The following is a 21390-nucleotide window of genomic DNA, read 5'->3' as shown; positions in this document are numbered from 1 at the left end:
CAGACGTGTGTGTCGGAACGCACGGTTGGTGGTGTTTCGGCGGTGGTAGATTCGTCCCATGACTGGACGTTTGCAGCGGACCTCGCTCGTCGACCAGGCGATCGAGGCGCTGCGGGCCGAGATCGCCTCCGGCGCCTGGCCGGTCGGCGAGAAGATCCCGACCGAGCCGCGGCTCGTCGAACAGCTTGGGATCGGGCGCAACGCGCTGCGCGAGGCGGTGCGGGCGCTCGTCCACGCCGGCCTGCTCGAGCCGCGCCAGGGGGACGGCACCTACGTGCGCGCCACCAGCGAGCTGGCCGGCGCCGTCCGCCGCCGCACCTCGCGGGCCGAGCTGCTGGAGGTGTTCGAGGTCCGTCGCGCGCTGGAGGTCGAGGCCGCGCGGCTGGCGGCGATGCGGCGGACCGATGCCGACCTCGCCGCGCTGGAGGCGCTCCAGCGCGAGCGGGCCGAGGCCGGCCGCGCGCACGAGCTGGAGCGGTTCGTCGAGACCGACGTCCGCCTCCACCGACTGATCGCCGCCGCCTCCCACAACGCGATGCTGGCGGAGCTGTACGACGACTTCTCGGCCGCCCTGCGCGACCTCCTCTACGACTCGGTCCAGCGCAGCCCGTGGGCCCAGCACGTCGACATCCACGACGCGCTGGTCGCGGCGATCCGCGCCGGCGACCCCGACGCCGCGGCCGCCGCGACCGTCGAGGTGCTCGACGCGCTGATGGCGCAGGTGCGGCGCTCGTGAGCGCGCTGCCGGCCGACGGCGGCACGGCGCGCGGGCCGGGCGGCGGCGCGGCGGGCGGGCCGGGCGGCGGCGCGGCGGGCGGGCCGGGCGGCGGCACGGCGGGCGGGCCGGGCGGCGCGCGGGGGATCGACGCGCGCGGCACGCTGCTGCTCGTCCTCGGGCTCGTGCTGGTCGCGCTCAACCTGCGCTTCGCGCTGACGAGCGTCGGCCCGCTGATCGACGATCTCAGAGCCGACCTCCACCTCTCCGGCAGCGCGCTCGGGATGCTGACGACGGCGCCGCTGCTGGCGCTCGGGCTCGTCTCGCCGCTGGCGCCGCGGCTGGCCGACCGCTGGGGCGCCGAGCACGTCGTGCTCGGCTGCATGCTGGCGATCGGCGTCGGCGTCGCGCTGCGCTGGCTGCACCCGGTCGCGCTGCTGTTCGGCGGCGCGCTGCTGTCCGGCTGCGCGATCGCCGTCGGCAACGTGCTGATGCCCGGGATCATCAAGCGCCGCTTCGGCGGCCGCGCCGCGACGATGACCGGCGTCTACTCGGTCGGCCTCAGCGGCGGCGCCGCGCTCGCGGCCGGGCTGACGGTGCCGATCGAGGACCTCGTCGGCGACTGGCGCCTCGCGCTCGCGCTGTGGGCGGCGCCGGCGCTGCTGGCCGCGGTCGTCTGGCTGCCGCAGCTGCGCCGCCGCGCCGAGGAGCGCGAGGAGGCGGCGCGGGCCCGTGCGGCCGCCCGCCGGGCCGGCGTCGAGCGCGAGGCCGGACGGCCGCGCGTCGCGCTGTGGCGCGACCGCCGCGCCTGGGCGGTGACGTTGTTCATGGGGATGCAGTCGACGATCTTCTACACCTGCTCCGCCTGGCTGCCGGAGATCGTCGGCGACCGCGGCGGGCTCAGCGCCGGACAGGCCGGCGCGCTGCTGTCGCTGATGATGCTGCTGGGGATACCGATCGGCTTCGTGACCGCGGCCGTCGCCGGTCGCATGCGCGACCAGCGGCCGCTCGCGGTCGTCGCCGCGATCTTCCCCGCGATCGGCTGGCTCGGTCTGCTGCTGTTCCCCGGCGTCCCGCCGCTGGTGTGGGCGGTCGTGCTCGGGATCGGCGCCGGCACCGGCTTCCCGCTCGTGCTGACGCTGTTCGTGCTGCGGGCCCGCGACGTTCGCCACACCGCCGCGCTGTCGGGGATGGCGCAGTCGGTCGGCTACACGCTCGCCGCGCTCGGCCCGCTTGCGATCGGCGCGCTGCACGACGCGACCGGCGCCTGGACGCTGCCGCTCGTCGCGCTCGCGCTGCTGGGCTTGCCGGAGCTGCTCGCCGCGCTCGCCGCCTCGCGACCCGGCTACGTCGGCGACGCGCCGGCCCCGGTCGCCTGCCGCCCGGAGGGCGTCGCGCCCGCCGACGCGCGCGCGGCGGCCTGAGGGCGGGGCCGGCGCTCCGCCCGCACGCCCGCTCGCTCGGGTCGCCCGCGCTGGCTCGCCCGCCCGCTCGCGTCGCCTGCGCCCGGTCGCCCGCGCGCCCGCGCTGGCTCGCCCGCCCGCTCGCGTCGCCTGCGCCCGCTCGCTCGGGTCACCCGCCCTGGCTCGCCCGCCCGCCCGCTTGCGTCGCCTGCGCCCGCTCGCCCGCGCGCCCGCCCGAACGCGCCTGCCACACTGAGCCGATGCCCGCCGCGCTGCCCGACGCCTCGCCCGCGCCCGCCGACGGCGCGCTGCCGGAGACGGCGCGCGCGCGGCTCGGCGAGCGGCCGTTCGGGATCTACGTCCACGTGCCGTTCTGCGCGACCCGCTGCGGCTACTGCGACTTCAACACCTACACCGCCGAGGAGCTGCCCGGCGGCGTCAGCCGCGCCAGCTACGCCGCCGCCGCGATCGCCGAGCTGGCGCTCGCGCGGCGGGTGCTGGGGGAGGGGGCGCCGCCGGTCGAGACGGTCTTCTTCGGCGGCGGCACGCCGACGCTGCTCGATCCCGCCGACCTCGTCGCGATCGTGCGGGCGATCGACGAGACGTTCGGGCTCGCGCCCGGCGCCGAGGTGACGACCGAGGCCAATCCGGAGAGCGTCGACCCGGCCGCGTTCGCGGCGCTGCGCGAAGGCGGCTTCACGCGCGTCTCGCTCGGGATGCAGAGCGCCGCCCCGCACGTGCTCGCGACGCTCGACCGCACGCACACGCCCGGCCGGCCGCAGGCCGCCGCCGCCGAGGCGCGCGCCGCCGGCTTCGAGCACGTCAGCCTCGACCTGATCTACGGGACGCCCGGCGAGTCCGACGACGACTGGCGCGCGTCGGTCGAGGCGGCGCTCGCGGCCGCGCCCGACCACCTCTCCGCGTACTCGCTGACGGTCGAGCCGGGCACCCGGCTGCACGCGCGCGTCCGCCGCGGCGAGCTGCCCGAGCCCGACGAGGACGCGCTCGCCGACCGCTACGCGATCGCCGACGAGCTGCTCGCCGGCGCCGGCCTGCGCTGGTACGAGATCTCCAACTGGGCCGTCGACGACGCCGCCCGCTGCCGCCACAACCTCGCCTACTGGCGCGGCGGCGACTGGTGGGGCGTGGGGCCCGGCGCCCACAGCCACGTCGGCGGCGTGCGCTGGTGGAACGTCCTGCACCCGAGCGCCTACGCCGGCGCGCTGCGCGAGGCGCGCTCGCCGGCCGCGGGCCGCGAGCTGCTCGACGACGAGACGCGCCGCTTCGAGCGGATCATGCTGGAGACGCGCCTGCGCGAGGGGCTCGACATGGAGCTGCTGCGCGCCGACGGCCGCGCGGCGGCGGAGCGGGCCGTCGCCGACGGCCTCGCCGAGCCGGAGGCGCTGGAGCGCGGCCGCGTGCTGCTGACCCGTCGCGGCCGCCTGCTCGCCGACGCGCTCGTGCGGGACCTGGTCGATTAGGCCGCGTCGGTGGCGGCCTCGGGCCGCACCTCGTAGACGCAGGCGTGGTGGCCGCTGAGGATGTGGGCGACGCGCGTCACCTTCGCGCCGGGCAGCACCTCGCGCAGGAACGAGAGCTCGGTCGCGCAGGCGTGGCCGTATCGTCTCGCGACCGCGAGGATCGCGCAGTTGTGCTCGCGCAGCAGGAAGCCCTCGCCGTCGTCGGTGCGGGAGAGGTCGGCGAGGTAGCCGTCCTCGTCGAGCACCTTCGCGACCTCCGCGACCTGCTGCTCGAACGACAGCCCCTCCAGCCGCGCCCGCACGCGCGCGACGCGCGCATCGCGGCGGCGCTCGAAGGCGCGCCTGACGACGCCCGGGTCCTCATCGGCGAGGTGGTCGAGCAGCTCCAGCGTCAGCGTGCCGTAGGCCTTCGGGAAGAGCGCCTCGGCGGCCGGTCCCAGCGCGTAGCTGCGGCGCGGGCGACCGGGCCCCGAGCGCTCGTCCCTGTGGACGACGAGATCGGCGGCGGCGAGGCCGGCGAGGTGCTGGCGGATGGCGCTGACGGTGACGCCGAGCTCCTGCGCCAGCTCCTCCGCCCGCGCCTCCCCGCGCTTGCGGAGGGTGACGAGCAGCGCCCTGCGGGTAGGTGGAAGCTCTGCGAGGACTGGACCAAGCGCCGGTTCCATGTATGTTTGAACAGTAGCGACTGTCTATATCCGCCGCTGACCACGAAGGAGCCGATATGGCCTACGAGCTTCCCCCGCTTCCCTACGCCTACGACGCGCTCGAGCCTCATATCGACGAGGCGACGCAGAGATTCCACCACGACAAGCACCACGCGACGTACGTCTCCAGAGCGAACGAGGCGCTGGAGGGCACGGAGTGGGCCGACAAGCCCGTCGAGGAGGTCCTGAAGAACCTCGACAAGCTCCCGGCCGACAAGCTCAACCCGGTCAGAAACAACGCCGGCGGTCACTACAACCACACGCTCTGGTGGGAGAGCCTCTCGCCGAACGGCGGCGGCGCCCCGAGCGGCGACCTCGCGGCGGCGATCGACCAGGCCTTCGGCTCCTTCGACGACTTCAAGGCCAAGCTCGAGGCCGCCGGCGCCGGCCGCTTCGGCTCCGGCTGGGCGTGGCTCGTCAAGGGCGACAACGGCCTCGAGGTGATCTCGACCCCCAACCAGGACACGCCGCTGGCCGAGGGCAAGACGCCGCTGTTCGGCGTCGACGTGTGGGAGCACGCCTACTACCTCAACTACCAGAACCGCCGCCCGGACTACCTCAAGGCGGTCTGGAACGTGGTCGACTGGAACAAGGTCGCCGAGCGCTTCGCCGCAGCCTCATGACCTATGTGATCGCGGAGCCGTGCATCGGCGAGAAGGACGCCTCCTGCACGGAGGTCTGCCCGGTCGACTGCATTCATCCGACGCAGGACGAGCCCGGCTACGCCGAGGCGAGAATGCTCTACATCGACCCGGAGGAGTGCATCGACTGCGACGCCTGCGTGGAGGCGTGCCCGGTCGACGCGATCTTCCCGGAGGACCTGCTGCCCGAGCAGTGGTCCGACTTCGCGAGACTGAACGCGGACTACTACGCGAACTGACGTGAGAGCGGGGCGGTGCCGCTAGAGCGGCATCGCCCCCTCCTCCTCGGCCATCATCTCCCGCAGCCGCCTCAGCGCGCTCTTCATGCGCGACTTGACCGTGCCGAGCGGCACGCCGGTGCGGCTGACGATCTGGCTCTGGCTGAAGCCGAAGTGGAAGTGCAGCCGCACGACCTCCGCCTCGCCGGGCGAGAGGCGCGCGAGCAGGCCGTCGACGACCATCCGGTCGACGATGTCGGCCATCGGCTCGCGGTCGCAGACGCGGTCGACGCCGATCGTGTCGGCCGGGTCGAGCGGCTCGGGGATCCTCCTGCGCAGATGGTCGATCGCGCGCGAGCGGGCGATCGTCGCCAGCCACGTGCGCAGCGACGCTCGCGCGGGGTCGTAGGTGGTGCAGCGCAGCCACGCCTCCAGCAGCACCTGCTGGAAGACGTCCTCGGCGGCGCTGCGGTCGCCGAGCGTGTCGGACAGCTGAGCGAGCGTCAACGGGCCGTACTCGGCGTAGAGGGCACGTACCGCCTCGGGGTCCCGCCGGCGCAGACCATCGGCGATTCGGAGCTCGGTTTCGGACGGACTGCTTCGGCGCATCGGGCGTCCTCACTGTCGCACGATCGGCAGCCGTTCACGGTATGGCGACGGTAGGAGTTGGCGCGTTCGCCCGCCCGCCCGACGCCAAAGCGTCGTAAGAGGTTCACCGCGTCACATTTGACACGCAACTTCGGCGACATCTAGGTTGTTTCCGAGGAGTTTCCACCCAAGAAAGGACCACACGTCATGCACACGAGGTTCGGTTGGCACGGCCGCCTCGCAGTGGCGCTGGGCCTGACCGCGTCGCTCGCCGTCGCCGCTCCCGCGGTCGCCGCGCCGACGGTCAGCGTCTCCGGCGGCACCACGACGCTCAGACTCGACGGCAAGACCGTCAGAGCGCTCAGACGGGCCGGGGTCGCGGTGAGCGCCTCCAAGCCCGCGAAGCTGCGAGGCGGCACCGTCTCGTTCCCGGTCTCCGGCGGATCGATCGACCCCGCGACCGCGAAGGGCACGCTCAAGCACCGCGGCGGCCTGACGCTCAAGATGGGCAGAAGAAAGCTCGCGCTCACGGCGATCACGCTCAACTCGGGCAAGGGCACGTTCACCGCCAAGGCCGGCAAGAAGTCGGTCGCCTTCGCCTCGGTCAAGGGTGGGAAGGTCAGCCGTGACGGCTTCGCCACCTCGGTCGCCGGCTATCGCGTCGCGATCAGCAAGAAGGGCGCCGCCGCGCTCAACAAGGCGCTCGGCGGCAGAGCGTTCAAGGCCGGCGCCAAGCTCGGCACCGCCGGCTCGAAGCCGTCCTCCAACGAGATCGCGCTCGACAGAGGCACGACGACGCTGGCGTTCGTCCCGCAGGTCGCGGGCGCGCTGAGACAGGCCGGCGCGACGATCGCCCCGGTCGCCCCGGCGACGGCCGACGCGGCCACCGGCGCGATCTCGTTCCCGGTCACGAGCGGGACGCTGAACGCGAGATCGCTGTTCGGCACGATCAGACACGGCGGCGGCCTCGGCATCGGCAGCTTCACGCTGACCGACCTCGCGATCCAGATCTCCGCGAAGCCGACGCTGTCGACCAACCTCGGCACCATCGCCGACCTCGACGTCTCGGCGCTGAGATCGGACGTCGACCCGCAGACGCGGACGGTCTCGCTCGAGGGCGTCGGCATCAGAGTCAACCAGCTCGCCGCGACGACGCTCGACGCCGCCTTCTTCGGCAGCAGAGGCGTCCTCGAGGCCGGCGCGACGATCGCGACCGGCTCGCTGCAGGCGACCGCGCGCTAGCCGTCATCCCTCGGATCGGGCGGCCGCGCGAGGCGGTCGCCCGATCGCTTCGCGCCGGTCGGGGCGGCCGTCACGCGGTCGCCGCGACCGCGCCGCGCAGGAGCGCGCGCAGGCGTGCGGCCAGCTCGTTCGCCGCGGTCGGCGCGTCGTCGTCCGCGCCGGCCAGTCGCGCCGGCAGCGCCAGCGCGAGCGCCGAGCTGACCAGCAGCGCGTCGGCCGCCGCCGCGCGCGGCAGGTCGATCGTTTCCTCGCGCACCTTCATGCCGGCCGCCGCGGCGGCCTCCAGCAGCGCCGCGCGCGTGATCCCGGGGAGGATCCGGCCGTCGGCGGGCGGCGTGACAAGCCGCTCGCCCTCCAGCGCGAAGACGCTGCCCCATGCCGCCTCGAGCAGCGATCCGTCGCCGTCGAGCAGCAGCGCGGTCGAGCCGGGCGGGATCGCGCCGTCGGGCGCGAGCCGGTCGAGCAGGTCGCGGTCGAGCCACTTGCGCGCGCCGAGGCCGCCCGGCAGCACCACCGGTGCCAGGACGACCGGCAGCGTCCGCGCTGGCAGCGGGCCGGTCGTGACCGCGCACGCGAGCGTCCCGTCGGGCCGCGGCGTCGCCGCCACTCTCACGCGGCACGGCGAAGGCTGCGCGGCCGCCGCCTCCGCGACGCGCGCGCCGAGGTCGTCCGGGAGCGGGAGGCCGTAGAGCGCGGCCGCGCCGTCGGCGAGACGCGCGAGGTGGGCCGCGGCGCGCGCCGCGCGGCCGTCCTCGACCAGCAGCGTCTCGAACAGCCCGCGCGCGGGATCGGGCCGGTGGCGGGCGCGGGAGAGCGCGCGGGGGAGGGCGGGGACGCGGGCGGCTTGGAGCGCGGCGGCGTCGCGGCGATGGGCGGGTGCGGTGGCGGGCGTGGGTGCGGTGGTGGGAACGGGCGCGGGTGCGGTGGCGGGCGTGGGCGCGGTGGCGGGCGCGGCGCGATGCGGGGCGATCTCGCCGCCGATCGCGGCGACGATCGGTCGCGCCTTCACGTGGCACTCCTCCAGCTCGGCCCACGGGTCGGAGTCGGCGACGATCCCGCCGCCGGCGCCGATCCACAGCCGCCCGTCGCGCGCCTCGAAGGTCCGGATCGCGACGTTCAGCTCCAGCCCCGCGAGCGGGCTCGCGAAGCCCGCGGCGCCGGTGTACAGCTCGCGGCCGCTGCCCTCCAGCTCGCCGATCACGTGCAGCGCCTGGACCTTCGGCGCGCCGGTCACCGAGCCCGGCGGGAAGGTCGCCCGCAGCAGCTCGCCGTCGCCGACCTCCGGGCGCAGCGTCCCGCGCACGCGGGAGACGAGGTGCCACAGGCCCGGGTGCGCCTCGGCGACCGGCGCGCGCTCGGCCTCGATCGAGCCGTAGGCGCAGACGCGGCCGAGGTCGTTGCGCATCAGGTCGACGATCATCACGTGCTCGGCGCGGTCCTTCGCCGAGGCGGCGAGCGCGGCGCGCGCGGCCGCCGCGGCAGGGTCGTCGTCGCCGCCGGCGCGCGCGATCGTCCCCTTGATCGGTCCGGTCTCGACGGCACGGCCGCGGCGGCGCAGGAACAGCTCCGGCGAGAGGCTCGCGACGCCGCCCCACGGCGCCGGGAAGGCCGCGCCGTATGCGGGGTGCAGCCGCTCGCTCGCGCCGGCGTAGAGCGCGGCGAGATCGCCCTCCCAGGCGGTCTCGAAGCGGAGGCAGACGTTCGCCTGGAAGATCTCGCCCGCGGCGATTCGCTCGACGCACTCGGCGACCGCCGCGACATGCGCCGGCGCACCGCCGCCGGCGATCCGGAACGGCTCCCGCGGCGGCGGCGTGGCGGGGGCCGGCGCGGCGGAGGTGGGCGCTGCGCTCACATCGGCGAGGCGGTCGCGCAGCAGCGTCAGCCGGCGCTGGAGCGCAGCCTCGCGCTCGGGGGCGGCGAGCGCCTCGAACCACCAGCGGCCGTCGGCGTCGAGCCGCAGCACGTGGTCGTAGTAGGCGAGCTGGAACGGCGGCAGCGGGTGCGGACGCGACGGTGGCGGCGCGAGCCGCTCGACGCGCGCCCCGAGCCCGAAGCCGAGCCACCCGAACCAGCCGCCGCCGACGGCGTCGGCCACCCCGCCGCCCGCTTCAGCCACTCCGCCGCCGCTGGCGTCAGCCACCGCGGCGCCGCCGGCGTCGGCCACACCGCCGCCGCCGACGGCGTCGGCCGCGTGGGGGAGATCGACCGCCGGCAGCTCGTCGAGCAGCGCGAACGGGTCGTCGTCGGGGGCGGCGAGGCGCAGCGGATCGGAGCCGACGATCGCGCCGCCGCCGGCCCAGCGGCCGGTCAGCGCGAACGGCCACGGATCGCCGGCGAGCGCGCGGAGGGCGCGCTGCGGGGAGCAGTCGGCCTGGAGCGGCACGCGCAGGAGCCGCACGGCGGTCATGGCCCGCAGGATAGAGCGCGCCGGGGGCGCTAGCGTTGGCCGATGGCCGGCGACCGCGCGTCAGACCCGTCGGGGCTGCAGCTCCGCGAGCTGGCGCTCGCGCGCGGCGGCCGCAGCGTGCTGCGGGAGGTGACGATGGACGTGCCGCGGGCGGCGGTGACGGTCGTGGTCGCGCCGTCGGGGGCGGGCAAGAGCACGCTGCTGCGCTGCTGCAACAACCTGCTCGTGCCCGACGCCGGCACCGTCCTGCTCGACGGCGCGCCGGTCGAGCGGCTGCCGGCGCGGGAGCTGCGGCGCCGCGTCGGCCTCGTCGCCCAGACGCCGTTCATGCTGCCCGGGTCGGTCCGCGACAACCTCGCCCACGGGCTCTCCGTCGCCGAGGCCGGCGAGCCGGTGCTGACCGCTGCGCTCGCGGCCGCCGGGCTCGACGCGAGCTTCCTGACGCGACGGGCGGCGGAGCTGTCGGGCGGCGAGCGCGCGCGGGTCGCGCTCGCGCGGGCGTTGACCCGCCGGCCGGACCTGCTGCTGCTCGACGAGCCGACGGCGGCGCTCGACGCGGCGGCCGCCGCCCACGTCGCCGCGACCGTCCGCGGCCTGGCCCACGAGCAGCGGCTCGGCATCGTCGTCGCGACCCACGACCTCGCCTTCGCCGCCGCGATCGCCGACCGCGCCGTCGCGCTGCGCGACGGCCGGGCGATGGAGGGGGAGCCGGCTGCCGTGCTCGCCGAAGCGGGGCGGGCGGGGGCGGTTGCGGGCGGTGGCGCGGGCGTGGGCGAAGCGGGCGCGAGTGGCGAAGCCGACGCGGGTGGCGGCGCGAGCGCGAGTGGCGGCGCGAGCGCGAGTGGCGGCGCGGGCGCGAGTGGCGGCGCGGGTGCGGGCGGGCGCGAAGCGGGCGCGAGTGGCGGCGCGGGCGCGGGCGGACCGGAGGCGCGATGAGCGCGGCGGTGGCGCAGGTCGCGGCCGGGGCGGCGTTCGCGCTCGGCGCCGCGCTGCTGGCATGGCGCTACCGGCTCGGGCTGGCGCGGCCGCTGGTCACCGCGGCGGTGCGGGCGGCGGTTCAGCTGGCGGCGGTCGGGGCGGTCGTCGCGCTCGTCTTCCGCGTGCCGGCGCTCGCGGTCGCGTTCGTCGTCGTGATGGTCGCGACCGCGGCCGTCACTTCCGGCAGCCGGATGCGCGGCCTGCCGGGCGCCCGCCGCGCGGCCGTCGCGGCGATCGCGCTGCCGGCGCTGGCGGCGACCGGGATCCTGCTCGCCGTCGGCGCCTTCGACTGGACGCCGCGCGCGGCCGTCCCGACCGCCGGGATCCTGATCGGCGGCGCGATGACGGCGACGACGCTGACCGGCCGGCGGATGCTGGAGGCGCTCGAGCGCGGCGAGGAGGAGCTGGAGACGCGCCTCGCGCTCGGCGACTCCGCACGAGACGCGCTCGGCCCGTTCACCCGCCAGGCGATCGCGACCGGGCTCGTGCCGGCGATCGACCAGACCCGCAGCGTCGGCCTCGTCACGCTGCCGGGCACCTTCGTCGGCCTGCTGCTCGGCGGCGCCTCCCCGGCCGCCGCCGCACGGATCCAGCTGACCGTGCTGCTGGCGCTGCTCGCCGTCGAGCTGGTCAGCGCGGTGATCGTCTCCGAGCTGATCGCGCGCGCCTGCGTCAGGCCTGGGGAGCGGATCGAGCTGCCGCGCCCGCAGGGAGCCGGCGTGCGCGCATGAGGCGGCGGCCCAGCTGGCGCGCGGGGAGCCGGCGCGCGGCCGGCGCGGCGGCGAACCGGCTGGCGCGCGCAGGCTGCCAGCGCGCGGCCGTGGCGGCGATCCGGCCGCGTGCGAGCCGCCTACTCCATCGCCGGGTCGATCCGCGCCTGCTCGACACGGCGCGCGAACAGCTCGCCGTCGGCGCCGAGCGCGTCGCGGATCGCTGCCGCCGCGGCGCGGTGGTCGTACGCGACGCGGCGGTGGGAGACCGTCCCGTCGGGCGCGATTAGCGCGTAGGCGGCGCGCGGGTCGCCGTCGAACGGCATCCCGACGCTGCCGGGGTTGACCAGCTCCAGGCCCGCGGCGGTCGTGCGCCGCAGCGGCAGGTGAGTGTGGCCGGCGATCAGCCGCCGCTCGCGCACGCCGTCGAGCAGCCCCTGCTCGCCGGCCGCCGGCTCGGGCAGCAGGCCGAGCACGTCCGACAGCGGCGAGGCGTGGCAGCAGCGGGTCGAGCGGTCGAGCACCGCCTGCTCGGGCAGCGCCGCCAGCCGCGCGACGGTCTCGGCGCCGAGCCGCTCGGCGCACCAGCGGGCCGCCGGCCGCACCGGCGGCGGCGCCTCGGCCGGTGCGTTGGTCCAGCGCTCGCCGTTGCCGCGGATCCAGACGGCGGCCTCCAGCGCCTCGAGCCGCTCCAGGGACTCGGCCGGCCAGGCGCCGAAGAGCGCGTAATCGCCGCCCAGCAGCCAGCGCTCGGCGCCGGCCGCGCGCGCGTCGGCCAGCACGGCGTCGAGCGCCGGGAGGTTGCCGTGGACGTCGTAGAGCAGCGCCAGCACCGGTCGGCGAGCCTACCGGCGCCGGCCGCTCGGCATCTCAGCCGGCCTGGACGCGGATCATCCAGAGGTTCTCCTCCAGCCCCTGCACGACGCCGTGGAGGATGTCGGCGGTGACGGCGTCGACGTCCTCGAGCTTGTCCATCCGGCTGCGGATGTCGCCGATCGAGTCGGTCAGCAGGCGGGTGAAGGCGGCGATGACGTCCTGGTCGAGGATCTGGCCCTCCGGCAGCGGGGCGAGGATCGTCCGGCCCGCGACGGTTCTGACCTGCCCGTCGGGCTGGTACCCGAGCGCGACGGCGCGCTCGGCGACCTCGTCGGCGGCGAGGCGCCAGGCGTCGATCATCTCGTCGAGCTGCAGGTGCAGCGAGCGGAAGTGCGGGCCGACGATGTTCCAGTGCGCCTGCTTGCCGAGCAGCGACAGGTCGATCAGCGTCACGAGGATCGCCTGCAGCTCGGAGCCGATCGCCTCGCGGTCGTTGTGGCGGAGGGTCGGGTGGTGGTCTTCGCTGACGATGATGTTGTTCGCCATCGTGCGCGCTCCTTGGATGTCTGGGCTGAGGTCTCCGAGTGGACTTACTACCCGTATGCCCGCGATGTCACCGTCCCAGCGTGAGAGGCGTCACCCAGCGGTCCGCTCGCGCGCCGCGAGGAAGGCCTGCGCCTCCGCGAGCGTCGGCGCGCTCTGGGCGCCGGGCCGCTGGACGGCGAGCGCGGCGGCCGCGGAGGCCAGCAGGGCGCTGTCGCGCACGTCGCGCCCCGCGCCGACGCCGGCCGCGATCGCGGCGACGAAGGCGTCGCCGGCGCCGGTCGTGTCGACGACCTCGACGCGGTGGGCGGGGATCGCGGTGCGGCCGGCGGCGTCGAGCACGAGCGCGCCGTCGGCGCCGAGCGTGACGACGACCGCGCCGGCGCCGCGCGCCAGCAGCGCCGCGGCGGCCGACTCGGCGTCGGCGGCGCCCTCGCCGGCGAGCGCGAGCGCCTCGCGCTCGTTCACGACGAGCACGTCGAGCGCGGCGAGCAGCGCGTCGGGCAGCGGCCGCGCGGGCGCCGCGTTGAGGACGACCGGAACGCCGGCCGCGCGCGCCGCGTCGACCGCGGCGGAGACGGTCTCCAGCGGCACCTCCAACTGCAGCAGCACGACGTCGGCGCCGCGCAGCGCCGGCTCGGCCGCGGCGACGTCCGCCGGCGCCAGCCCGCCGCTCGCGCCGGGCGCGACGAGGATGCCGTTGTCGCCGGTCGCGTCGACGGCGACGATCGCGATCCCCGACGGCTCGCCGTCGACGACGCGCACGTGGGCGCGGCCGACGCCGACCGCGTCGAAGTTGGCGAGCAGCTCGGCGCCGGCCTCGTCGGAGCCGACCGCGCCGACCATCTCGACCTCGGCCCCGAGCCGGCGCAGCGTGACCGCCTGGTTGGCGCCCTTGCCGCCCGGCGAGGTCGTCCGGGAGCCGGCGAGGACGGTGTCGCCGGGCCGGGGCAGCGCCGGGACGCGCAGGGTCCAGTCGAGGTGGATCGAGCCGACGACGGTGGCGCGCATCGGCCAATCCAACCACCGTCACGCGCTCTCGCGCTGCCTCCCCCGCGATCTCGTCCGACGCCAGCGGCGCCGCCGCCACGTCCGCCCGCAGCTCGTCGAGCTGACCGGAGCCGTGCGATGCAGACCGTATAGTACGGTCGGAAACCAGTGCAACGGCCGGATGGAGGCGGGCACATGGCAGTGGACGGCCAGTGGCGCAGCGCAGCACCGGAGTACGACGCGGTCGTCGTCGGCGCGAGCCTCGCCGGCTGCACCGCCGCGATCCTGCTCGGCCGCGCCGGTGCGCGGGTCGCGCTCGTCGAGCGCCAGCCCGACCCGGCTGCGTTCAAGCGAATCTGCACCCACCTGATACAGGCGTCGGGCGTCCCGACGCTGGAGCGCCTCGGTCTGCTCGAGCCGGCGCTCGCGCTCGGCGGCGTCCGCTCCCATCTGCACGTCTGGACCGCCTGGGGCTGGATCGCGCCGCCGGACGACGCCGGCCCGCGCGCGCTCAACCTCCGCCGCGAGCGGCTCGACCCGCTGCTGCGCGCGACCGCGCTCGACACGCCCGGCGTCGAGCCGCTGCTCGGCCGCACGGCCGACGCGCTGCTGCGCGACGAACGCGACGGACGGATCCGCGGCGTCGTCGTGCGCGACCGCGGCGGCGGCGCCGTGCCGCTGCGGGCGCGGCTGGTGATCGGCGCCGACGGCTGCGGCTCGCAGATCGCCGAGCTGGCCGGCGTCGAGACGCGCGTCACCGCGCACGGGCGGTTCGCCTACGGCGCCTACTTCGAGGGCCCCGCGCCGGAGAGAGCGCCGAACGCCTCCGCGTGGTTCCTCGACCCGCAGTGGGCGGCGGCCTTCCCGACCGACGACGGCCTCACCTTCTACGCCGCGATGCCGACGAAGGAGCGGCTGCCCGAGTTCCGCCGCGACCCCGAGCGGGCGCTGACGGCGTTCGTCTCCAACCTGCCCGACGCGCCGCCGATCCGCGACTCCCGCCGTGTCGGGACGATGCTCGGCAAGCTGGAGATGCCGAACGTCCGCAGCGAGCCGATCGCACCCGGGCTGGCGCTGGTCGGCGACGCGGCGATGGCGATCGACCCGCTGTGGGGGATCGGCTGCGGCTGGGCGCTCCAGTCGGCCGAGTGGCTGTGCGACGAGGTCGCCGCGCCGCTCGCGGCCGGGCCGGCCGAGGACGGGGCGCTCGCGCGCGGCCTGCGCGCCTACCGCCGCCGCTGGCGCGGGCGGCTGATGCCGCACGTGCGGATGATCGAGCCGTACGCGAGCGGCCGTCGCAACAACCGCCTCGAGCGGGCGCTGTACGCGGCGGGCGCGCGCGACGCGCGGATCGCCGCCGCCTTCGAGTCGGTCGGCGCGCGCACGACGTCGCCGCTGCGGGGGCTCGGGCCGCTGCTGCCGCGGATCGCGGCCGTGAACCTGCGCCACGCCCGCTCGGGACGGGAGCGCTTCGCGCCGTACCGCAGCCGCGGCCCCGACGCGGCCGCCGCGCCCGGTGCGGGCGCCGGCGGAGGCGCCGAGCGCGAGGCGGTGCACGCATGAGCGCGCTCGCAGCCGGGATCGAGGTCGGCGGTACGCGCACCCGCCTGCGCAGCGCCGGACCGCCGGAGGCCCGCGAGGCCGCGCTCTTCCTCCACGGCAACCCCGGCTCGTCCGACGACTGGGAGGCGCTGCTCGACGCCGCCGGCGCGGCCGGCATGCGCGCCGTCGCCTTCGACCTGCCCGACTTCGGCGAGACGGTCGCGCCGGCCGGCTTCGAACACACCGTCGGCGGCTATGCGGCATTCGTCGACGCGGCCGTCGAGGCGCTCCGGATCGAGCGGGTCCACCTCGTCGCGCACGACTTCGGCGGCCCGATAGGGCTGGCGTGGGCTGCGGGGCGACCGGACCGGCTCGCGAGCGCGACGTTGATCGACACCGGCGTGCTGCCCGGCTACCGCTGGCACGCGCTGGCGCGGATCTGGCGCACCCCGCTGCTCGGCGAGCTGTTCCAGGCGACGGCGACGCGGCCGGCCTTCCGCTGGCTCGTCAACCGCGGCGAGCCGCGCGGCCTTCCGCGCGAGTTCGTCGAGACGATGTACGACCACTTCGACAAGCGGACGCGCCGCGCGGTGCTGAAGCTCTACCGCGCGACGGGCGATCCGGGTGCCGGCAGCCGCGAGCTGGCGGCGCTGCTGGCCGGGCGCGATCTCCCGGCGCTCGTGATCTGGGGCGAGCACGACGCCTACATCCCAGCCTCCTACGCCGCCCGCCAGCGCGACCTCTTCCCGAGCGCGGAGGTGCATGTGCTGCCGGTCAGCGGCCATTGGCCGTTCGCCGACTCGCCGGAGGCGGTCGAGCGGCTGGTCGTCGACCACCTCGTGCGCGCGGGGGCGGGCGACGGGGTCGCGGGCGCGTCCGCTACAGGGTGAGGTGGAGCCGCACGACGGTGCCGCCGGCGCCGGTGCGGATCTGCACGCGATCGCACAGCTGCCGCGCGAGCCACAGCCCGCGGCCGCCGATCTGAGCCGGCTCCGGCTCGACGCTGCCGGCGTGGGGGTCGGTCATCCCGGCGCCGCGGTCGGCGACCTCGCAGAGGAACTCGCCGTCGGCCGTCCACGTCCGCAGCGTCGCGCTGCCGCCGCCGTGGAGATGGGCGTTGGCCGCGATCTCGTGCGCGGCGAGGACGAGGTCGCCGGCGCGCCGGGCCGGCAGCCCCGCGGCCGCGGCGTGCTCGGCGACGGCGGCCCGGAGCACGCGCAGGTCCTCGCGCGTACAGCAGACCAGCGCGCGCGGCGGCCCGCCTTCGCAGGCGGCGTCCGAGGAGTCCGTGAGGTGCGTCGGCGGCAATGCGCGCGCGATGCTACCCGGCTCGTCGCGCAGGTGCCGGGCGGCGCATTGCAGCTCGCCTGCGGGGGTGAGCGGCTCCGCGTCGCGAGGCCGGCGGGCTCGCGGCGGGCGACGGCGGGCGGCCGAGGAGGGGCGACGCCTGCCGCAGGCGCTCAGGCGGCGAAGGCCGTCTGCAGGGCGCGGTCGTCGAGCGCGTGGTCGACCTGGGCGAGCTGCGGCCGCGCCAGCTCGGCCGCGGCCAGCTCCTGCGCGAGCGCGGCGACCGACACGATCGGCCATTCGCGCTCGACCCGCTCCTCGCGGCCCTGCTCGCGGAAGTGGGTCTCCAGCGACGCGGCCTGCTCGGCGGCCCAGCCGATCTGCTGGGCGTGGAGGGCGCGCAGATCGGTCGCGCGCAGCTCCTCCAGCGCCTGACCGAGCCGCCAGGCGACGCGCGCGGCGGCGAGCGCGTCGGCGTTGGCGGTGTGCGCCTCCGTCAGCGGCACGCGGTAGTGCTCGCAGACGGCGCCGAGCGTGCGCTTGCCGGGGCGGTAGCGGTCGAACTGCTTGTCGAGCACGTAGGGGTCGACGACGAGCAGCCCGTCGCGGCCGACGCGGTCGACGAGCGGGACGATCCCGTGGCGTCGCGCCTCGCGGTCGAGCGTCGTGAGGTCGAAGCGGGCGTTGAAGGCGATCACGGGCACGCCCTGACGGAGCTGGTCGGCGAGCAGCACGGTGATCTCCGCGACGGCCTCCCCCGACGGGACGCCCTCGGCGCGCGCCTGCTCGGTCGTGATGCCGTGGACGGCGGTCGCGCCGGCGGGGATCTCGACACCGGGGTCGACGAGCCAGGCGTAGCTCTCCGAGCGACGGCCGCCGCCGACCAGGCTGACCGCCGCCGTCACGATGCGGTCGCGCTGCGGGTCGATCCCCGTCGTCTCGATGTCGAATGCGGCCAGGCGCCGCATGTGCCAGCTCATGCGGCGGATGGTGACGACGTCCCCGGACGGCTCGATGGCGCGCCGGCGCGCCTCCGCCGCCGCTCGGCGCACCTGGTTCCGGCGCTACGGAGGGGGAGGGATTCGAACCCTCGAAGGGCTTGCACCCTTGCCGGTTTTCAAGACCGGTGCATTCAACCGCTCTGCCACCCCTCCGGGATGCGGCACGACGATGCTAGTGGACCCGGCGCCGGCCGGCCGCGCCCGGACGGCATGCAGCCTGGCGCCGGAGCCTCTAGACTGCGTCTTCCTCCGGGACAGGTGGCCGAGCGGCTGAAGGCGCTCCCCTGCTAAGGGAGTATGGGGGTGATACCTCCATCGAGGGTTCGAATCCCTCCCTGTCCGTTACGGAATGCCCCGTCACCATTGGTGATCGGGGCCTTCCGGCTCCATGTTCCACGCCGACAGCGGCACCGAGTACGCGCGCGGAGGTCGAGCGGGAACTTGCGCGGCTGGAGCAGGCGCTGACGGTCAGCTGACGGTGTCGATGCTGCGCGCGTAGTGCAGCAGGCGGATCCGCGCCCCCGAGGGCGCGATGTCGGAGCCCGCGCCGGTGCGAGCGAAATCGGCGCGGGCGAGCACGTTCTGGGAGGCGACGTTGTCCTCGGTCGTGCGCGCGGTCAGCCGGGTGAGGCCGCTGTCGCGGGCGAAGCGGGCTGCGAGGTCGAGCGCCGCGGCCGCCATCCCGGAACCGCGGTGGCGCGGGTGGAGCCAGAACCCGACCTCGGCACTCGGCTCGGTGACGTCGAAGAGCACGAGGCTGCCGGTGAACTGGTCGGTGTCGGCGTCGGCGATCGCGAGGACGGCGAGGTCTCCTCGTTCCAAGCCGGGCCGGGCGTCTCGTTCGATCATCGTCTTGACGGACTCCGGCGTGTACTCCGACTCGGGCAGGTGCCCGTATGCGCGCACGTCGGGATCGTCGGTCCCCTCTGCGAACGCGGTCGCGTCGTCGAGACGGAGCGCGCGGAGGCGAACGCGGCTGTTCGCGAGCGGGAGCAGGGCCGAGTCGAGCATGGCGATAAAGCTAACATAGATCGGATAGTCTTCCCCGGTATGAGCTACTGGGAACGCCGCAAGCCCGTGCTCCGCGCACGCGCAGTCGACGTCGGCGAGGTCGCGAGCGCCGCCGTCGCGCTGCTGGATGAGGGCGGGTTGCGCGCGCTGACGCTGCGGGCGGTCGCCGGTCGGCTCGGTGTGGCGCCGGCGAGCCTGTACTCGCGGCTGTCCTCTGTCGACGACCTCTTCGACCTCGCCCTCGACGACGCGCTCGGAGGCGATCCGGAGATTCGGCGCGCGCTCGCCGGAGCGGAGGTCGACGAGCTGATGCTCGCCTACTACCGGCACCTCGTCCAGCACCGGTGGGCCTGTCAGGTGATCGCGATGCGCGCGCCCCGCGGACCCAACTACCTGCGGCTGTCCGAGCGGATCTGCGTCCTCTTGGCAGGCGAGGGCCTGTCGGATCCGCTCGGCGCCGCCTACGCGCTGTCGAACTTCGTCATCGGCAGCGCGACCACCGCGCCGGTGGTCGACGACGAGCGCTCCGCTCCGGTCGATGAGGACGTCGCTCCCCTGTACGCCAGGCTCCACGTCGAGCACGACGTGAACGCCGAGGAGATCGTGATCGCCGGGCTCGTCGCGCTGCGCGGGCACCATCGGGCGTGAGGTGTGCCGGATAGACCGGCGCACCCGCGTCGCCCGGCCCTCGCGCCGGCCGCCCGCGCCGCGCAGGCCAGCGGGTGGGCGTCATGCAGAAGCCGTCGCGCCGCCCGTGCGCTCAGCCCTTCCAGGCGCCGGCGACCTGCCGCGTCGCGACGTTGAGGCGATTCCAGACGTTGACGTTCGCGATCGCGATCGTCAGCGCCGCGAGCGCCGTCTCGTCGTAGTGCCGCAGCGCCTCCTCCCACAGCGCGTCGGGGACGGCGTCGCCGCGGTCGGCGGTCCGCGTCAGCTCCTCCGCAAGCTCGAGCGCGACCCGCTCGGCGGCGTCGAAGTACGGTGCGTCGCGCCAGCCGGCGACCGCCCAGATCCGCTCGTCGCTCGCGCCGCCGCGCTTCAGCGCGCGGGCGTGCAGCTCGACGCAGACGCTGCATCCGTTGATCTGGCTGGCGCGCAGGTTGACCAGCTCGACCAGGCTGTCGGACAGCCCCGCCTTCAGGGCCGATCCGTGCAGCGCGTGCAGCGCCTCCATCGCGCCGGGCACGAGCGTGATCGGGTGGGGCGTGCGCGGCTCGAGGGTGTGGGTCTCGGTCTGGCTCATCGTCGCTCCTTCGTCGTTTCGGAGGGTCGACGTCGAAGACGAGACGCGACGGCGGGATGTGACATCAGCCGCCTGCGGGGATCGCGAGCGCGAGCGTGAAGTCGACGCGGCCGGCGGTCGTGTCGACGTCGCGGCCGGTCAGGCGGGCGACGCGGTCGAGGCGGTAGCGGAGGGTGTTGTGGTGGATGTGCAGCGCTCTGGCGGTCGCGCGCCAGTGGCCGTCGTGGTCGAGGAATGCGCGCAGGGTGCGGACGAGGTCGGCGCCGCGGTCGCGGTCCCACGCCTCGATCGGGCCCAGCAGCGTGTCGCGGTAGGCGCGCAGCACCTGGCGGTCGACGAAGTCGAGCAGGACGGCGTGGGAGCCGATGTCGAGCTGCCGCACGACCCCCTCGCCAGGCGGCCGGCCGCGCGCGACGGTGTGGGCGGCGACCGCCTCGGCGAGCGACTGGCGCAGGCCGCCGCGTCCGCTGCGGCTGCTGCCGATCCCGAGCACCGGGTCGGCGCCGCCGTCGGCGACCAGCTCGCCGAGCCCGCCGGCGTCGCCCTGGAGCAGCGCGACGGTCAGCTCGCCGTGGGAGCCGACGACCGCCGGCAGCCCGCAGGCGAGTGCCGCGTACTCGACGTCGCCGCGCTCGTTCGAGGAGGCGACCGCGGTCAGCGGCGCGCGCGGGTCGAGGCCGAGCGCGCGCAGCCGGGCGGCGAACGCGGCGTCGCTGAGGTCGCCGCTCCACGTCAGCTCCAGCAGCTCGCGCGCGAGCGCTGAGCGCGCCTCGTCGCGGGCGTGGGCGCGGGCGTCCTCGAGCACGACGTACGCCGCGACCTGGTCGATCACCAGGCGCTCCTCGTCGCCGACCTCGGCGAGCGGACGCCCGACGAGGATCGTGGCGGCGCCTGGGTAGCCGACCGCGGTGCCGAATGCGCAGGCGGCCGGGCCGACCGCCGCGGGCAGGCGGTTGCGGCGCAGCGCGCGAGCCGCCGCGCGCGCGGCGTCGTCGCCGGGCCAGCCGTCGTCGGCGGGCTCTGTCGAGCGGCGGCCTCTCGCACCGCGCTCGGCGCCCGCGCCCCGGCCGGCGGCGTCGGGCCCCGCGCTCACGCCGCGCTCGGCGCTCGCGCCCCGGCCGGCGGCGTCGGGTCCCGCGCTCACGCCGCGCCTTGCGCTCGCTCCGCGGCCGTCTGCTTCGCGTGCGCTCGCGCCCGCCCCGCCGTCCCCGATCGGCCGCCCGCCGGGGCCGACCAGCCACACGGGCAGCCTCGCCTCGACGCGCAGGAAGTCGAGCAAGGCGGCATGGCCGCCGTCGGCCGCGAGGCGCTGCAGCAGGCGGCGGGTGCGCGACAGCTGGGTGCGCAGGTCGGAGCCGTCGTGGGCGTCGGCGACGACGCCGGCGACGTCGGCGAACGACTGCTCCTCGGCGACCTCCAGCAGCGGCAGGCGCAGCTCGTCGCACGCCGCGACGAGCGCTGGCGTCGGCGCCGGGTGCTCGACGGCGAGGCCGTAGCCGATCCCGCAGGCGCCGGCGGCGTGGACGTCGCGCGCCCATTCGCGGCCGTCGACCTGCTGCTCCCAGAGGCCGTTCGTCAGCACCAGCTCGCCCGGCAGCAGGTACCGGGCCGGGCGGTCGAGGTCGCAGGTGTGCGTGCCGCGCACGACCGCGTCGAGGCCGTCGGCGCCCGCGACGACCCGCAGTGCGAGCGTCCGGTTCTCCGCCAACGTCCGAACCGTGAGCGCATCCCTCGTCAACTCGCACCATGGTGACAGGCGCGGCGCACGCGCTCGACGTCGGCCCGCTCCACGTCGGCGGCCACCGGAGCGCGCCGCCACGGTGCTTGGACGATCAACCAGCCTCCCACGACTCGTTTCGTGACAGCTGAC

At 76.1% G+C, this 21390-nt stretch carries 22 protein-coding genes and 2 tRNA genes; 12 read left to right on the top strand and 12 right to left on the bottom strand.

Annotated features, from left to right (window positions below; all coding sequences use genetic code 11):
- Positions 1–58 precede the first annotated feature (58 nt).
- The 3 genes from BDZ31_RS13540 to hemW all read left to right on the top strand — a co-directional run bounded on the left by BDZ31_RS13540 (position 59) and on the right by hemW (position 3599).
- Positions 59–736: a FadR/GntR family transcriptional regulator gene (locus BDZ31_RS13540; protein ID WP_183342858.1), complete on the top strand. Its 678-nt coding sequence runs from the start codon at positions 59–61 to the stop codon at positions 734–736.
- Positions 733–2139 carry an MFS transporter gene (locus tag BDZ31_RS13535; protein WP_183342857.1) on the top strand — a complete coding sequence of 469 codons (1407 nt, stop codon included), beginning with the start codon at positions 733–735 and terminating at the stop codon, positions 2137–2139. The genes BDZ31_RS13540 and BDZ31_RS13535 overlap by 4 nt, the downstream gene beginning before the upstream one ends.
- A gap of 239 nt (positions 2140–2378) precedes the next feature.
- Complete coding sequence (hemW, locus tag BDZ31_RS13530) at positions 2379–3599, top strand: radical SAM family heme chaperone HemW (protein ID WP_183342856.1); 1221 nt, start codon at positions 2379–2381, stop codon at positions 3597–3599.
- On the opposite strand, the gene BDZ31_RS13525 is transcribed toward hemW, so the two are convergent.
- Positions 3596–4264, bottom strand: coding sequence for a helix-turn-helix transcriptional regulator (locus BDZ31_RS13525; protein ID WP_183342855.1), 669 nt, complete (start codon positions 4262–4264; stop codon positions 3596–3598). The two genes, hemW and BDZ31_RS13525, sit on opposite strands and share 4 nt — an antisense overlap.
- 56 nt (positions 4265–4320) lie before the next feature.
- Between BDZ31_RS13525 and BDZ31_RS13520 the strand changes: the two genes are divergently transcribed.
- On the top strand, positions 4321–4926 hold the full coding sequence (locus BDZ31_RS13520) for a superoxide dismutase (RefSeq protein ID WP_183342854.1): 606 nt from the start codon (positions 4321–4323) through the stop codon (positions 4924–4926).
- Positions 4923–5183 (top strand): 4Fe-4S dicluster domain-containing protein, encoded by a 261-nt coding sequence (locus tag BDZ31_RS13515; protein WP_183342853.1) that lies wholly within the window; start codon positions 4923–4925, stop codon positions 5181–5183. Before BDZ31_RS13520 ends, BDZ31_RS13515 begins: the two co-directional genes overlap by 4 nt.
- A 21-nt stretch (positions 5184–5204) precedes the next feature.
- Here BDZ31_RS13515 and BDZ31_RS13510 read toward each other — a convergent pair whose 3' ends face one another.
- The gene (locus tag BDZ31_RS13510; RefSeq protein ID WP_281381681.1) at positions 5205–5771 is read right to left on the bottom strand and encodes an RNA polymerase sigma factor; all 567 of its coding nucleotides are present in this window, start codon (positions 5769–5771) and stop codon (positions 5205–5207) included.
- A 186-nt stretch (positions 5772–5957) separates the two neighbouring features.
- On the opposite strand from BDZ31_RS13510, the gene BDZ31_RS13505 reads away from it, so the two are divergent.
- A complete protein-coding gene (locus tag BDZ31_RS13505; RefSeq protein ID WP_183342851.1) occupies positions 5958–6992 on the top strand; it encodes a hypothetical protein in 1035 nt (344 codons plus the stop codon).
- A 70-nt stretch (positions 6993–7062) separates the two neighbouring features.
- Here the strand turns inward: BDZ31_RS13505 and BDZ31_RS13500 are convergent, their stop codons facing one another.
- Entirely contained in the window at positions 7063–9399 is a 2337-nt protein-coding gene (locus BDZ31_RS13500) for a bifunctional chorismate-binding protein/class IV aminotransferase (RefSeq protein WP_183342850.1), read from the bottom strand.
- 42 nt (positions 9400–9441) lie between these two features.
- Between BDZ31_RS13500 and BDZ31_RS13495 the strand changes: the two genes are divergently transcribed.
- On the top strand, positions 9442–10335 hold the full coding sequence (locus BDZ31_RS13495; RefSeq protein WP_183342849.1) for an ABC transporter ATP-binding protein: 894 nt from the start codon (positions 9442–9444) through the stop codon (positions 10333–10335).
- Complete coding sequence (locus BDZ31_RS13490) at positions 10332–11108, top strand: ABC transporter permease (protein WP_183342848.1); 777 nt, start codon at positions 10332–10334, stop codon at positions 11106–11108. The genes BDZ31_RS13495 and BDZ31_RS13490 overlap by 4 nt, the downstream gene beginning before the upstream one ends.
- 119 nt (positions 11109–11227) lie before the next feature.
- Here the strand turns inward: BDZ31_RS13490 and BDZ31_RS13485 are convergent, their stop codons facing one another.
- The 3 genes from BDZ31_RS13485 to BDZ31_RS13475 all read right to left on the bottom strand — a co-directional run bounded on the left by BDZ31_RS13485 (position 11228) and on the right by BDZ31_RS13475 (position 13457).
- Positions 11228–11920: a metallophosphoesterase family protein gene (locus tag BDZ31_RS13485; protein ID WP_183342847.1), complete on the bottom strand. Its 693-nt coding sequence runs from the start codon at positions 11918–11920 to the stop codon at positions 11228–11230.
- A 37-nt stretch (positions 11921–11957) separates the two neighbouring features.
- The gene (locus BDZ31_RS13480; protein ID WP_183342846.1) at positions 11958–12449 is read right to left on the bottom strand and encodes a Dps family protein; all 492 of its coding nucleotides are present in this window, start codon (positions 12447–12449) and stop codon (positions 11958–11960) included.
- A gap of 90 nt (positions 12450–12539) precedes the next feature.
- Positions 12540–13457 (bottom strand): ribokinase, encoded by a 918-nt coding sequence (locus BDZ31_RS13475; protein WP_183342845.1) that lies wholly within the window; start codon positions 13455–13457, stop codon positions 12540–12542.
- 174 nt (positions 13458–13631) lie between these two features.
- Between BDZ31_RS13475 and BDZ31_RS13470 the strand changes: the two genes are divergently transcribed.
- On the top strand, positions 13632–14999 hold the full coding sequence (locus BDZ31_RS13470; protein ID WP_183342844.1) for an NAD(P)/FAD-dependent oxidoreductase: 1368 nt from the start codon (positions 13632–13634) through the stop codon (positions 14997–14999).
- Positions 14996–15868, top strand: a complete 873-nt coding sequence (locus BDZ31_RS13465; RefSeq protein ID WP_183342843.1) for an alpha/beta fold hydrolase — start codon at positions 14996–14998, stop codon at positions 15866–15868. The genes BDZ31_RS13470 and BDZ31_RS13465 overlap by 4 nt, the downstream gene beginning before the upstream one ends.
- On the opposite strand, the gene BDZ31_RS13460 is transcribed toward BDZ31_RS13465, so the two are convergent.
- The 3 genes from BDZ31_RS13460 to BDZ31_RS13450 form a co-directional block, all read right to left on the bottom strand.
- Positions 15858–16193, bottom strand: coding sequence for an ATP-binding protein (locus tag BDZ31_RS13460; protein WP_183342842.1), 336 nt, complete (start codon positions 16191–16193; stop codon positions 15858–15860). The genes BDZ31_RS13465 and BDZ31_RS13460 overlap by 11 nt on opposite strands.
- Positions 16194–16438: 245 nt before the next feature.
- On the bottom strand, positions 16439–17245 hold the full coding sequence (locus BDZ31_RS13455) for an exonuclease domain-containing protein (protein ID WP_183342841.1): 807 nt from the start codon (positions 17243–17245) through the stop codon (positions 16439–16441).
- 87 nt (positions 17246–17332) lie between these two features.
- Positions 17333–17419 (bottom strand) — tRNA-Ser (locus BDZ31_RS13450).
- Between the two features lie 99 nt (positions 17420–17518).
- Between BDZ31_RS13450 and BDZ31_RS13445 the strand changes: the two genes are divergently transcribed.
- Positions 17519–17608, top strand: a tRNA-Ser gene (locus BDZ31_RS13445).
- 126 nt (positions 17609–17734) lie between these two features.
- Here the strand turns inward: BDZ31_RS13445 and BDZ31_RS13440 are convergent.
- The gene (locus BDZ31_RS13440; protein WP_183342840.1) at positions 17735–18277 is read right to left on the bottom strand and encodes a GNAT family N-acetyltransferase; all 543 of its coding nucleotides are present in this window, start codon (positions 18275–18277) and stop codon (positions 17735–17737) included.
- Between the two features lie 39 nt (positions 18278–18316).
- Between BDZ31_RS13440 and BDZ31_RS13435 the strand changes: the two genes are divergently transcribed.
- Positions 18317–18925 carry a TetR/AcrR family transcriptional regulator C-terminal domain-containing protein gene (locus BDZ31_RS13435; protein ID WP_183342839.1) on the top strand — a complete coding sequence of 203 codons (609 nt, stop codon included), beginning with the start codon at positions 18317–18319 and terminating at the stop codon, positions 18923–18925.
- A gap of 112 nt (positions 18926–19037) precedes the next feature.
- Here BDZ31_RS13435 and BDZ31_RS13430 read toward each other — a convergent pair whose 3' ends face one another.
- On the bottom strand, positions 19038–19520 hold the full coding sequence (locus BDZ31_RS13430; protein ID WP_183342838.1) for a carboxymuconolactone decarboxylase family protein: 483 nt from the start codon (positions 19518–19520) through the stop codon (positions 19038–19040).
- A gap of 64 nt (positions 19521–19584) precedes the next feature.
- Complete coding sequence (locus tag BDZ31_RS13425) at positions 19585–21228, bottom strand: PucR family transcriptional regulator (protein WP_183342837.1); 1644 nt, start codon at positions 21226–21228, stop codon at positions 19585–19587.
- Between the last annotated feature and the right edge of the window lie 162 nt (positions 21229–21390).

It is taken from the genome of Conexibacter arvalis (genome assembly GCF_014199525.1).
Classification (GTDB): domain Bacteria; phylum Actinomycetota; class Thermoleophilia; order Solirubrobacterales; family Solirubrobacteraceae; genus Conexibacter; species Conexibacter arvalis.
Note: the sequence above shows the minus strand (reverse complement) of the source record. Positions and strands in the feature narration are given on the sequence as shown.